Annotated in this window: 11 protein-coding genes; 1 reads left to right on the plus strand and 10 read right to left on the minus strand. The window is 61.1% G+C overall.

From position 1 onward, the window contains the following. Window positions 1-114 precede the first annotated feature (114 nt). The 7 genes from AC3IP0_RS25760 to AC3IP0_RS25790 all read right to left on the minus strand — a co-directional run bounded on the left by AC3IP0_RS25760 (window position 115) and on the right by AC3IP0_RS25790 (window position 9,477). Window positions 115-1,263, minus strand: a complete 1,149-nt coding sequence (locus AC3IP0_RS25760; RefSeq protein ID WP_489326177.1) for an iron-containing alcohol dehydrogenase — start codon at window positions 1,261-1,263, stop codon at window positions 115-117. A 219-nt stretch (window positions 1,264-1,482) separates the two neighbouring features. Next, entirely contained in the window at window positions 1,483-2,307 is an 825-nt protein-coding gene (locus tag AC3IP0_RS25765) for an ABC transporter permease (protein WP_489317422.1), read from the minus strand. Between the two features lie 12 nt (window positions 2,308-2,319). Continuing rightward, entirely contained in the window at window positions 2,320-3,567 is a 1,248-nt protein-coding gene (locus tag AC3IP0_RS25770; protein WP_095964075.1) for an ABC transporter permease, read from the minus strand. Between the two features lie 181 nt (window positions 3,568-3,748). After that, a complete protein-coding gene (locus tag AC3IP0_RS25775; RefSeq protein WP_489317423.1) occupies window positions 3,749-4,792 on the minus strand; it encodes an ABC transporter substrate-binding protein in 1,044 nt (347 codons plus the stop codon). Window positions 4,793-4,840: 48 nt separating this feature from the next. Further along, a complete protein-coding gene (locus tag AC3IP0_RS25780) occupies window positions 4,841-5,965 on the minus strand; it encodes an ABC transporter ATP-binding protein (RefSeq protein ID WP_489317424.1) in 1,125 nt (374 codons plus the stop codon). A 360-nt stretch (window positions 5,966-6,325) separates the two neighbouring features. Beyond that, on the minus strand, window positions 6,326-6,979 hold the full coding sequence (locus tag AC3IP0_RS25785) for a response regulator (protein ID WP_007993216.1): 654 nt from the start codon (window positions 6,977-6,979) through the stop codon (window positions 6,326-6,328). A gap of 101 nt (window positions 6,980-7,080) precedes the next feature. Further along, window positions 7,081-9,477, minus strand: a complete 2,397-nt coding sequence (locus AC3IP0_RS25790) for a PAS domain-containing sensor histidine kinase (RefSeq protein ID WP_489317425.1) — start codon at window positions 9,475-9,477, stop codon at window positions 7,081-7,083. Between the two features lie 73 nt (window positions 9,478-9,550). Between AC3IP0_RS25790 and AC3IP0_RS25795 the strand changes: the two genes are divergently transcribed. After that, complete coding sequence (locus AC3IP0_RS25795; RefSeq protein WP_489326180.1) at window positions 9,551-10,540, plus strand: alpha/beta hydrolase family protein; 990 nt, start codon at window positions 9,551-9,553, stop codon at window positions 10,538-10,540. Window positions 10,541-10,660: 120 nt separating this feature from the next. On the opposite strand, the gene AC3IP0_RS25800 is transcribed toward AC3IP0_RS25795, so the two are convergent. From AC3IP0_RS25800 to AC3IP0_RS25810, 3 genes are read right to left on the minus strand one after another with little or no spacing between them, the layout of a single operon-like run. Next, window positions 10,661-11,428, minus strand: a complete 768-nt coding sequence (locus tag AC3IP0_RS25800) for a TerB family tellurite resistance protein (protein ID WP_489326181.1) — start codon at window positions 11,426-11,428, stop codon at window positions 10,661-10,663. A gap of 1 nt (window position 11,429) precedes the next feature. Continuing rightward, window positions 11,430-12,101: an N-acetylmuramate alpha-1-phosphate uridylyltransferase MurU gene (gene murU / locus AC3IP0_RS25805; protein WP_489326182.1), complete on the minus strand. Its 672-nt coding sequence runs from the start codon at window positions 12,099-12,101 to the stop codon at window positions 11,430-11,432. Next, entirely contained in the window at window positions 12,098-13,117 is a 1,020-nt protein-coding gene (locus AC3IP0_RS25810) for an aminoglycoside phosphotransferase family protein (RefSeq protein WP_489326184.1), read from the minus strand. Before AC3IP0_RS25810 ends, murU begins: the two co-directional genes overlap by 4 nt. Window positions 13,118-13,164 lie beyond the last annotated feature (47 nt).

Genomic DNA, 13,164 nt, shown 5'->3' on the forward strand with positions numbered 1-13,164 from the left:
ACGCACCTTTTCTGAGCAGAATCACGATGGCGCGCATTGTATACCTCATGCTTTGAAGCGCGCACCGTGAGCGCGATGATTGGACCTTGCCATCATCCATCGACGGCAGGGGCCCTAGTACGCCGCGCGATAGATCTTTTCGATATCGGCGGCACTCAATTTGCGCGGATTGTTGCGCATCAAGCGCTCGATCCCCGCCGCTTCCACGGCCATAGACGGGATGGCATCCTCGGGCACACCGAAACTGCGCAAGCCCTGGGGAATTTCCACGGAGGCACACAGTTCGGTCATGGCTTGCACGGCTTTGTCGGCCGCGTCGTTGATGCTCAAGTGAGCGGTCTTCACGCCCATGGCCTCGGCGATATCCTGCATGCGTTCGATGCAGGCCATCTTGTTCCAGGTCATGACATGAGGCAGTAACAAGGCATTACTGACCCCATGGGCAATGTTGAAACGCCCGCCCAGCGGGTACGCCAGCGCATGCACCGCGCCAACCCCGGCATTGCCGAACGCCATGCCGGCCATCAGGCTGGCAGTGGCCATGTCTTCCCGGGCTTGCAGGTTCGACGGGTTGGCGTAGGCCTTGGGCAAAGCCTTGGCGATCAACTTGATGGCGCCGATGGCCAGAGAATCGGTAATGGGCGAGGCGTTGACCGACAGATAGGACTCGATAGCGTGCACCAGCGCATCGACGCCGCTGGCCGCCGTGACGCTGCGCGGACAGGTCAGGGTCATTTGCGGACTGACCAGCGCCACATCCGGCAACAGGTAGTCGCTGACAATGCCCTTCTTCAGTTGCGCGACCTTGTCGGAAAGGATGGCGACGTTGGTCACTTCCGAGCCGGTGCCAGCCGTGGTCGGAATGGCGATCAGCGGCGGGCCTTTGCGCGGGACCTGATTGATACCGAACAGATCCTCCAGCGCACCGTGGTACCCGGCGTAGGCCGCCACGCTCTTGGCAATGTCGATGGCACTGCCGCCGCCGAGGCCGATCAAGCCGTCATGCCCACCGTCGCGATAGACCTGCATGCAATCTTCGACGATGGCGATTTCCGGGTCCGGCAGCACCCGGTCGAAAATCTCGTAACTGCGTTCGCCCAGCTGCGCCAGTGCCAGCTCTACCGTGCCGGACTTGACTAGGGCGGCATCGGTGACGATCAGCGGGTTGTCGATGTCCAGACGCGTAAGCTCGGCAGACAGCTGCTCGATGGCACCTGCGCCGGTGATCAGTTTGTGAGCGATTTTGAAAGAGGAAATACTCATGTGCGCAGCCTCTTATAGGTAGGGGAGCTGGGCACAATAGTAGCTGGGGATTGGGGTTTGTCTGCCATTCAGGCGGTGAATGACCCAGGTTTCCGGGAACACCAAAAACCACTGTGGGAGCGAGCTTGCTCGCGATGGCGCAGTGACAGTCACTATTGATGTCGACTGACAGTCCGCTATCGCGAGCAAGCTCGCTCCCACAGGGAATGAGATGGTCCGTTAAACCTGCGCGGTACGCAGTTTCTCGCTACGCCCACGCAGCCATTCCAGGGTCAGCAGCAGGATTACCGAGAAGGCAATCAGCAGCGTCGCGGCGGCGGCGATGGTCGGGCTGAGGTTTTCGCGGATGCCGCTGAACATCTGCCGTGGCAAGGTCGCTTGTTCGGGTCCGGCGAGGAACAGCGTCACCACCACCTCATCGAACGAAGTCGCGAAGGCAAACAGCGCACCGGAGATCACGCCCGGTGCAATCAGTGGCAAGGTCACCCGGCGGAACGTGGTCAGCGGCGAAGCGCCCAGGCTCGCAGCGGCCCGCACCAGGTTGTGGTTGAACCCCTGCAAGGTCGCGGACACGGTAATGATCACGAACGGCACACCCAATACCGCATGCACCACGATCAGCGAGAAGAAGCTGTTGCCCAGCCCCAACGGAGCAAAGAACAGGTAACTGGCCACACCGATGATCACCACCGGCACCACCATCGGTGAAATCACCAGCGCCATCACCAGCGCCTTGCCGGGGAAGTCGCCCCGGGTCAGGCCGATGGCCGCCAGCGTACCGAAGATCATGGCCAGCACCGTGGCCGCCGGGGCGACGATGATGCTGTTCTTCAGGGCGCGCATCCATTCCGCCGAAGCGAAGAAATCGTGATACCACTGCAGCGAGAAGCCTTGCAGCGGGTACACCAGGAAACTGCCGGAGTTGAACGACAGCGGAATGATCACCAGCACTGGCAGGATCAGGAACAACAGAATCAAGCCGCAGAGAATCCGCAAGCTGTAGAACCACACCCGTTCGATGGGCGACATATAAGGACTCAGCATTTCGTTCTCCCCTTAGCTCAGGCGCAGGCGGCTCGCGCCCACCAGCCAGCTGTAAATCAGATAAAGCACGACCGTCGCGAGCAACAGCAGCCCACCGAGTGCGGTCGCCATGCCCCAGTTGATGCTGGTGTTGGTGTAGAAGGCGACGAAGTAGCTGACCATCTGATCGTTCGGGCTGCCCAGCAATGCCGGGGTGATGTAGTAGCCGATGGCGAGGATGAACACCAACAGGCAACCGGCGCCGACACCGGCATAGGTCTGCGGGAAGTACACCCGCCAGAAGCTGGCGAACGGATGGCAGCCGAGGGAAATCGCGGCGCGCATGTAGGTCGGCGAGATGCCCTTCATCACGCTGTAGATCGGCAGGATCATGAACGGCAGCAGGATGTGCACCATGGAGATGTAGACACCGACGCGGTTGAACACCAGCTCGATCGGCTTATCGATGATGCCCATGGCCATCAGGCCGCTGTTGATCAGGCCACCCGATTGCAGCAACACGATCCACGCCGCAACTCGTACCAGGATCGAGGTCCAGAACGGCAGCAGCACCAGGATCATCAGCAGGTTGCTCTGGCGCGACGGCAGGTTCGCCAGCAGGTAAGCCAGGGGATACGCCAGCACCAGGCAGATCACGGTGATGACCAGGCCCATCCAGAAGGTGCGGGCGAAGATGTCGAGGTAGATCGCCTGATCCGGGGTGGCCGGAGCGATTTCGCCAAGGTCGTCGATGCGGTGATCGACAGCCGCCAGCAGGTAATATGGGGTGATGCTACTGGTGTTGCGACGCACCGCTTGCCAGTAGGCCGGGTCGCCCCAACGCTCATCGAGACCTTCCAGCGCTTCTTTATAGGAGGCTGGTTCAGTGGCGAGCGGCAAGGCGCGGGCGGTTTTGGTCAGCAGGCTGCGGTAGCCGGCCAGCTCCATGTTCAGGCGCTTGGACAGATCGCCCAGGGTCTGATTCTTGCGAGCCTCGGCGAGGTCTTCGGCCGCTGCTTTGTAAACCGGTTCAGCGGGCAGGCCGCGGCCGTCCCAACTGGCGATGGCAGTCACGGTGCGCGGCATGCCGCCGACCACTTCCGGGTTGCCAACGCTTTTGTAGAGCAGCGCCACGATCGGCACCAGGAACACCAGCAACAGAAACAGCACCAGCGGCGCGATCAACGCCTGGGCCTTCCAGCGGTTGACCCGCTCGGCGTGCTTGAGCCGCTGCTTCAAGGTGGGGCTGGTGCCCTCGTTCAGGGGAACGGCGATAGCCATGACGTACTCCGGGAATCTTTGAATGGGCGGCACCACCCACGGTGATGCCGCATTACATCAACACTCATGAAACACACCTGCCGCTGTAGGAGCTGTCGAGTGCAACGAGGCTGCGATCTCTTGATCTTGGAAAGGCAAAGTTAAAAGATCGCAGCCTTCGGCAGCTCCTACAGGCGAAGGATTACTTCGCAGCCCAGGCGTTGAAGCGCTGTTCCAGTTGCTCGCCGTTGTCAGCCCAGAAGCTGACGTCGATCTGCACCTGGTTGGCGATGTTTTCCGGGGTGGTCGGCATGTCTTTCAGGACTTCCTTGGCCAGCAAGGGTACGGCCTGGGTGTTGGCCGGGCCGTAGGCGATGTTTTCCGAATAGGTCTTCTGCTGCTGAGGCATTACCGAGTAGGCGATGAACTTCTTCGCAGCTTCAGCGCGTTTGGCATCCAGACCTTTTGGAATGGCCCATGCGTCGAAGTCGTAGATGCCGCCGTTCCACACGACTTTCAGGTTGCTTTCTTTCTGCACGGCAGCGATACGACCGTTGTAGGCCGAGCTCATGACCACGTCACCGGAAGCGAGGTATTGCGGCGGTTGTGCGCCGGCTTCCCACCACTGAATGTTCGGCTTGAGCTCATCGAGTTTCTTGAACGCGCGGTCCTGACCGTCCTTGCCAGCCAGCACTTTGTAGACGTCTTTCGGCGCAACGCCGTCGGCCATCAGTGCGAATTCCAGGGTGTACTTGGCGCCCTTACGCAGGCCACGCTTGCCCGGGAACTGCTTGGTGTCCCAGAAATCCACCCAACTGGTCGGTGCGCTTTTCAGCTTGTCGGCGTTGTAGGCCAGCACGGTCGACCACACGAAGAAACCCACGCCGCAAGGCTGGATGGCGCCCTTGACGTAGTCTTCGGTCTTGCCGAACAACTTTGGATCAAGCTGCTCGAACATGTCTTCGTCGCAACCACGGGACAGTTCCGGCGATTCAACCTCTACCAGATCCCAGGACACGCTCTTGGTGTCGACCATGGCCTTGACCTTGGCCATTTCGCCGTTGTACTCGCCGGCCACGATCTTGCCGTTGCCTGCCGCTTCCCAGGGTGCGTAGAAGGCTTTGACCTGAGCCGCCTTGTTCGCGCCGCCAAAGGACACCACGGTCAGGTCCGGGCCGGCCGCCATTGCGTGTGCCGCGCCCATCATGCCCAGTGCCAAAGCGGTGAATTTCAGGGATCTCAACATTTATTGTTCTCTCCACGTGCAGGGTTGGTGTTGGTGTTGCCGGGGCGATCAATGCGCCTCTAAAAGAGGATCGAGTGCGCGAACGTGCTCGACCTGCCATCCAAGCGGTACCACGTCGCCGACGGCGAGCGAGGGATCAAGCTCGGCAATCGGCTGTTTCACGAAGAAGTCGGTCTTGCCGCAGACTTCCATGCGAACCCGGACGTGGTCGCCCAGATAGATGAATTCCTCGACTCGCCCGGAGAAGCGGTTGACGCATTGGTCGCTGGAGCCATTGAGGCTCACTCGCTCCGGACGAATGGACAGGGTCACCGGTTCGCCGGTCTGGCCAACGTTGACCGCCAAGGCTTCCACCTTCTCACCGCGCCCGAGTTCCACAATGCAACGGTCGCCGGATTGGCTGTGCAGACGGCCATTGAGGCGGTTGTTCTCGCCAATGAAGTTGGCGACGAAGGTGTTCTTCGGTTCTTCGTAGAGGGTGCGCGGCGGAGCGATCTGCTGGATTTCGCCCTGATGGAACACCGCCACACGGTCGGACATGGTCAAGGCTTCGCCCTGATCGTGGGTCACGTAGACCACGGTGACGCCCAGGCGCTGGTGCAGGTGCTTGATCTCCATCTGCATGTGTTCACGCAGTTGTTTGTCGAGTGCGCCAAGGGGTTCGTCCATCAGCACCAGTTGCGGCTCGAACACCAGCGCACGGGCCAATGCCACACGCTGTTGCTGACCGCCGGAAAGCTGCGCCGGGTAGCGCTGGGCGAAGGCATCGAGCTGGACCATGCTCAGCACGCGCTTGACCCGGGCACTCACGTCGCTCTTGTTCATGCCGCGCACGGTCAGCGGGAACGCCAGGTTCTCGGCCACCGTCATGTGCGGGAACAATGCGTAGTTCTGGAACACCATGCCGATGTCGCGCTTGTGCGGCGGCACGTTGTTGATGGCGCGCCCGCCCAACAGGATTTCGCCCGCGGTCGGCGTTTCGAAGCCGGCGAGCATCATCAGGCTGGTGGTCTTGCCGGAGCCGGACGGCCCGAGCAATGTGAGGAATTCGCCTTTGCGAATGTCCAGGTTGAGGTCCTTGACGATCAGGTTCTCGCCGTCGTAGCTCTTCTGCACTCCACGAAAGCTGACCAGAACATCATTGGCCCCTGCGCTTGAATCGACCTGGCTCATACCCACACCTTTGTTATTGATGACTGCTGTGGGACTAAGCCTAGTGGACGCTGGGGACCGCGCAAATCGGGGCGCAAGAGAGATTGGCCTCAGCCGGATGGAAGGTTGGGGGTAGGGATTGCCCTACAAGGATGGCGCGTTTTGGCAAACGCAGCGGCGAGTGGTCGGCTGCAAGCCGCAAGTCACGGCAAAGGCGGCTCGTCAGGCACGTCGTTATTGGATATGTGCACGGCTCAATGACTGATGGAGATCCCTGTGGGAGCGAGCTTGCTCGCGATGAGGCCCGACCAGTCAATACATGTATTGCCTGACAAACCGCCATCGCGAGCAAGCTCGCTCCCAAAGGTACAGCGGTGTGCTTTAGAGCAGCTTGTGCTCCATCGCGTACTTCACCAGTTCCGCCAGCGAGGTGATGTTGAGCTTCTGCATCAGCCGCGCCTTGTGGGTGCTGATGGTCTTGCTGCTCAACGCCAGTTGCTGGGCGATGTCATTGACGTTGGCGCCCTGGGCCAGGCGTTCGAACACGGAGAATTCGCGCTCGGAGAGCAACGAGTGCAGTGGACGCGAGTCGGTAAGACCGACCTCGAAAACCATGCGGTCGGCCAGTTCCGGATCGATGTAACGCCCGCCTGACGCCACCTTGCGAATGGCTGTCAGCAACAGTGCCGGGTCGCTGTCCTTGGTCGCATAACCGGCAGCCCCGACCTTCAACGCCCGCGCGGCCATCTGCGCTTCGTCATGCATCGACAGCACCAGGATCGCCGGTGGATTGTTTAAGGCGCGAATCCGCGGAATCGCTTCCAGGCCGTTGACGCCCGGCATGGAGATATCCAGCAACACCACTTCGCAGGGTACATGACGCAAGGTGTCGAGCAACTGCTCGCCATTGCTCGCCTCCCCCACTACCAGCAAGTCCTTGGCCAGGCCGATCAACTGTTTGATGCCTTCACGGACAATGGTGTGGTCTTCGGCTACCAGTACACGGATCACGTTCTTCTCCAGATTCAAGATCATTCGCGAGCAGGCTCGCTCCCACAGGGGATTTGTGAACGACTCAAAGCCAATGTGGGAGCGGGCTTGCTCGCGAAAGCGTCAGCACAGACACCACAAATTCTTCAGGCTTCGTCCAGCGGCACTCGCACTTCTAACGTCGTGCCCTCACCCGGCTCACTCTCCAGCGACAACTCGCCGCCCAGGATCAACACTCGCTCACGCATGCCGACGATCCCAAAGGACGTTGGCCTGCCAGGCGCGGCGACAAATCCTACGCCATCATCGCTGACCGTCAGACACAACTCGTCGCCTTCCAGCACCAGTGTCAGTTCGACAGTATGCGCCTGTGCATGGCGCATGACATTGGTCAGCGCTTCCTGAAGGATTCGAAACAGGCCGATTGCCTTCGCATCGCTGAGCACCGGCAAGTTGTCCGGCACCTGCACCAGACACGGGATCTGCGTGCGCGCCTCGAATCGGCGGGCCTGCCACTCTATGGCCGAGGCGATGCCAGCGTCGAGAATCGGCGGTCGCAATGCCGTGGCCACATCACGGACCAACTGAAACAACTGAGCGATCAAGCGTTTCATGCTGTTCAAGCGTTCGTTCAGACCCGGATCAAGCTGCGCGTAGGCCAGTTCGCACATGGACGTTTCCAGCTTCAATACCGTGAGCATCTGACCCAACTCGTCGTGAACTTCCCGTGCGATGCGCGCCTTTTCTTCTTCGCGCACGCTTTCCAGGTGCGCGGACAACTCACGCAGTTGCTCCCGGGAGCTGGCCAGTTCAAGTTCGATGCGCTTGCTCTCACTGATGTCCCAGACGATCCCGTCCCAGACATAGGCGCCGTCTTCCAGCCGACGGGTGATGGCCTTGATTTCCGCCCAGCGCTGCTCGCCCTGACGCGTAAGGATTCGCCCCTGCCACGACCAATCGCTGTCGGTATCCAGCGCATGATCCTGGGTCCGGTGATAGCTGGCCTTGTCATCCGGATGCACGAGGCTGCGCAGACCTTTATCGCGATGCGCCAGCGTGGCCGGCGAGTAACCCACCAGGCTTTCGCTGCCTTCGCTGATGTAGGCAAAGTCGATCTGACCGGTCACCGGCGCCCGCTCCAGCCGGAAAACCAGTCCCGGAACGTTGGCGGCGATGCCTTGCAGCCGCGCCTCGCTTTCCTGCAAGGCCGCCAGGGCGCGACGCCGCTCGGTGACATCGTTGAGGTAAACCACCAGGTATTCGCCATCGCGAAAACGCAGGAAACTCAACGAGACATCGGCCGGCAGGATGCTGCCATCGGCCCGCACGCAATTGGATTCGAAGCTTTGCGGGCCGTCTTCACTGGCCCGGGCGCGCTTCCACAGGTTCAGCCAACGGTCCATGTGCAGGCCAGGCTCGAAGTCGATCAGGGGTCGATCGATGATCCCGCCGGCCGGATAGCCCAGCATGCTTTCCGCCGCACGGTTGGCGTAGCGCACATGGCTGTCCCAGTTGACCCAGAGGATGCCGACGGTGCTCTGGTCGATGGAAAACTGGGTGAGCCGTAAGGCCTCTTCGCTAGCGGCGCGCAAGGCAATGTCTTCTTGCGCGGCCGACAGGCGCTGCTCCAGGTTGTGCTGCTGGCGACGCTGCCAGACCACAATGGCCATGCAACTCAACGCCAGCACGGCCAGCAACAGGCAGAGATTTTGCCAAAACCCCGGCGACTCGGTGAGGCGCGGATACTTGGGTTGCAGCCATTGATTGTGCAGTTGTTCCAGATCCTTGGCCGGGATCGCCCGCAGTGCACTTTCGACGATGCCCGCCAGTTCCGGCTTGCCACGTAGCGTGGCCACCCGCAGCAACTGCGGCAGACCGACATCCCCCACCACCACCAACCCGGCGAACTCCGGCTCGACCGACAAGCGTCCCAGCTGCGCCTCATCGATCACCGCATAAGCCGCCTGCTGGCCGACCAATAATTGCAATGCCTGGCGCTCCATCGGTACGCCTTGCAGATTCAGGTGCGGGTAGTTGCCGCGCAGGTAATCGGCGATGGCACTGGGCATGCGCACGGCGACGCGGGTCTGGCTGTCGAGTTTTTCCAGCTCGACCGTGCCAGCGCTTTTCTGATCGCTGACCACCAATTGCGGCACCCGCATGTAGGGGTCGGAAAACTGCCAGAGGCGCAGCCCGCCAGGGGTCTGGGTCAGCCCCGGGGCGATGTCGATTTCGCCTTCGCGGGCAGCGGCTTCCAATTGCTCAAGATCGGGAAAACTGCGCCAGCTCAGTTCGACATTGAGGTTTTTTGCCAGCCACTTCATCAACTCGACGTTCACCCCGGACAGGCGCTGCAAGCGTCGATCGTATTGCGCATAGGGCACCTGCAACACCAGGCCGACCCGCAACTCGCCCTGCTGCGCCAGCCAGTGCTGTTGTTTCAGGGACAGTTGGACAACGGGCGCCGGAGGCGCGGCGGCCGCCCAGCCCATCAAGGGAAACCACAAACAGCCGATAACCCAAAGGCAGCGAAAACGCATCATTGAACTCTCACACACTGACAAATACTGACCAACCCATTAGGCTGCCGGAACATCTTCTGGCCTGGAATATCCGATGCCCCCTGTCTACCGCCTGGCACTGCCAGCATTGTGCCTGTCGCTGATCCTGCCTTGCGCTTTTTCCGTCAAGGCGGCCGACCCGGCGCCCGCCGCGGAGGAAAAAACCGCCGAAGAAAAACCACTCGAACGCCAACCGCTGCCTGAGCGTAGTCAGGAAGAAGCGACTGCACTTGAACGAAAGATCCCGGCTCAGGAACAGCAACAACTGCAAGCTGGCGCCGACACGTTTCTGGCCTTGTGGAAACCGGCCAATACGGCCGAACCCGAAGGCGCGGTGATTATCATCCCGGGCGCCGGCGAAACCGTTGACTGGCCGCAAGCGGTCGGCCCTTTGCGGCGCAAACTGCCGGATGCCGAGTGGAGCAGCCTGAGTATCACCTTGCCGGACCTGCAAAGCGATGCCATTGCGCCACGAATCGTCGAAGCAGCGCCGGCTCCCAAGCCCGCCGAAACCGGCAGTAAAGACTCGACCACCGCAGCCCCTATCGAACAGGTGGCCGGTGGCGAGGCCGATGTGGCCGACAAGCCCATTGCCGAAACCACCGAAGAACAGTCCAAGGCAGATGCCGAGCGCATCTTTGCCCGGATCGACGCCGCAATCGCCTTCGCCGAACAGCAAAGCGCCCGCAGTATCGTGGTGTTGGGGCATGGTTCCGGCGCCTATTGGGCCGCGCGCTACCTGAACGAGAAGCAGCCATCGCAGGTCGAAAAACTGGTGATGGTTGCCGCCCGGACACCTGTGGCGGCCACGCCCGGGCTGGCAGAGCTGACCCCGACCCTGAAACTGCCGACCGCGGATATTTTCTACAAGGACAAAGCGCTGGATCGCAACGCAGCACTGGAGCGCCTGCAGGCCAGCAAACGCCTGAAGTCATCGACATTCAACCAGGTCGCGCTCAAGGCGTTGCCGGATACCAAGGCCGAACAGGAGCAACTGTTCCGTCGGGTGCGGGGCTGGTTGAATCCGCAGAACCCGGCGGGCTGACAGACCGAGGCGCGATCATCGCGGGCAAGCCACGCTCCCACGGGTTTTATGCCGATCACAAAATTGCGCACGACACAAAACCTGTGGGAGCGAGCTTGCTCGCGATAGCAGTAGCACTAGCTAGCGAAAATCCCGCCGCTCCCGAATCAGCGTATAGGCGTTATGCAGTTCACGCGTTCGCTCGGTGGCCTCACGAACCTGCATCGCCGTCGCGCCACTGCCGGCAATCTTGTCCGGATGATGGCGACTGAGCAGGCGCCGGTAAGCACGCTTGATCTGCGCTGGCTCAGTAGTGGCCGACACCCCCAAAAGCCTCAACGCGTCCTGATAACTGGGCACGCTGTTGCCCAATGGCCGTTTCTGCGGCTCATAGTCGTGGGCCAACGCCTGCACCTGATGGGGCGTCCAGCCCAACCATTTGCCCCATTGGCCGATCAGTTTACGTTCACTGCTACCGGCACGACCATCGGCCCAGACCATTCGCCAACAGGCGCGCAATACGCCTTCCGCCGCATGGGGCTGGGCACTCAGGCGACGCAGATAACCGCGCAACCGGTCGCGGCCCGACTTGCCGCGATTGAACGCGGCAATCGCACGACGCTGGGCCGACTCGGACATCTCCAGCGAGCGCATTTCCGCCCGTGCCTGCTCGATGTGCCCGGCCATCACCTGGCCGTCACACTTGGCCAGACGCCCCAACAGGACAAACAGCAATTCATCGTTACGCAGCACCGGGCGACCGCCCAGTTTTTCCCGCAAGTGTCCCCAGCTCTGCAGGTGCAAGCGCCGGTCCAGCGCCTGCCCCAACAACGCGCCGAGAATGGCCCCCGGAATGCTGGCTATGGCAAAGCCTGCTCCGGCTCCGATCAGAGTCCCTGGCCACAGCATGTCAGCGGCTCGCTTCTATTAATGTTTCAACTTCGGCCAGACGCTCGTGAGTGCCGACATCGACCCAGTGCCCCCTCAACTGCTCGCCAGTCACCTGACCGTCAGCCATGGCCTTGCGCAACAGCGGCGCGAGCTTGAAGGCCCCCAAAGTGCAGCCGTCGAACAATTGCGGATGCAACACGGCGATACCGCTGTAGGTCAGGGTGCCAACCTCTGGCTGACCGTCGCGCACCTGCGTTTCGACCAGGCTGAAGTCCCCGCCCGGATGATGGGGCGGGTTGCTGACCAGCACCAGGTGCGCCAGGCCGTTGATGGGCTGATGCAGCACGCTGAAGTCGTAATCGGTCCAGATGTCTCCGTTGACCACGACAAACGCTTCATCCCCCAGCAACGGCAACGCGCGAAAAATCCCGCCGCCGGTTTCCAGGGGCTCACCTTCGGCCGAGTACTGAATGCTCACGCCATAACGCGAACCATCGCCCAGATAGTCTTCGATCTGCTGACCGAGCCAGGCGTGATTGATCACGATGTCGGTGAACCCGGCAGCAGCCAACGCTCGCAGGTGATACTCGATCAGCGGCACGCCGCCTGCACGAACCAGAGGTTTTGGCGTGGTCAGGGTCAGCGGGCGCATGCGCTCGCCTTTGCCCGCGGCCAGAATCATTGCCTTCATGCTTTCACTCCGGCACGCAGACTGGCCAGCAACACATCCAGCCCGGCCAGTTCAGGGCGGCGAGCGATCACCGCCTCTATGTACGCAAAGAAACGTGGCACATCACCCAGATAACGCGGTTTGCCGTCGCGATGGCAGATGCGCGCGAAAATGCCGATGACTTTCAGGTGACGTTGCACGCCCATCAAGTCGCTGGCACGCAGGAAGTCCTCGAAGTCGGGCTGAACCGGAATCCCCAGGGCACCCGCTTGCTGCCAGTAGCTTTCGAGCCAGCCGTGCACGCGTTCCTCGGGCCAGCTGAGGAATGCGTCCTTGAACAGGCAGGTCACGTCGTAGGTCACCGGGCCATACACCGCATCCTGGAAATCCAGCACACCGGGATTGGGCTCGCTGAGCATCAGGTTGCGCGGCATGTAGTCGCGATGCACCAGGACTTTTGGTTGTGCCAGGGCGCTGTCGATCAACAGTTCACTGACCTGCTGCCAGAGTACTTGTTGCGCCGCGTCGAATTCGATGCCCAGTTCGCGCTTCACGTACCACTCGGGGAACAGCTCCAGTTCGCGACGCAGCAAGGCCACGTCATAACTCGGCAGAGGCGCAACCATCGGCAACTGCTGGAAAGCCAGCAACGCTTGCAGGGCATCCGTGAACAAATCGTCGGCGTTTTCGCTGTCGATGACGTCCAGATAGGTCTTGTTGCCCAGGTCATTGAGCAAAAGAAAGCCGCGCTCGAGGTCTTCGGCATAAATTTTCGGCACATTTATTCCGGATTTCGCCAGCAAAAAGGCGATATCCACGAAGGGTTTGCAGTTTTCCTGGGGCGGCGGCGCGTCCATCACGATGAAACTTTTGTCACCGCCTTCCCAGCGGAAATACCGCCGAAAACTCGCATCGCTGCTGGCCGTAGTCAACGTGGCCGGGGGTACGACGCCCCAGCCCTGCTCGGCAAAAAGGGTCGCCAATTGCTCATCGAGCCAAACTTTCAGGTGTTGCAAGCGTACATCTTGATCAGGCATTGCAAGGGTCTCCGACGGCGCTAGCCGTCAAGCGGGTCATGCTTTAT

It is taken from the genome of Pseudomonas sp. GL_103 (genome assembly GCF_057835175.1).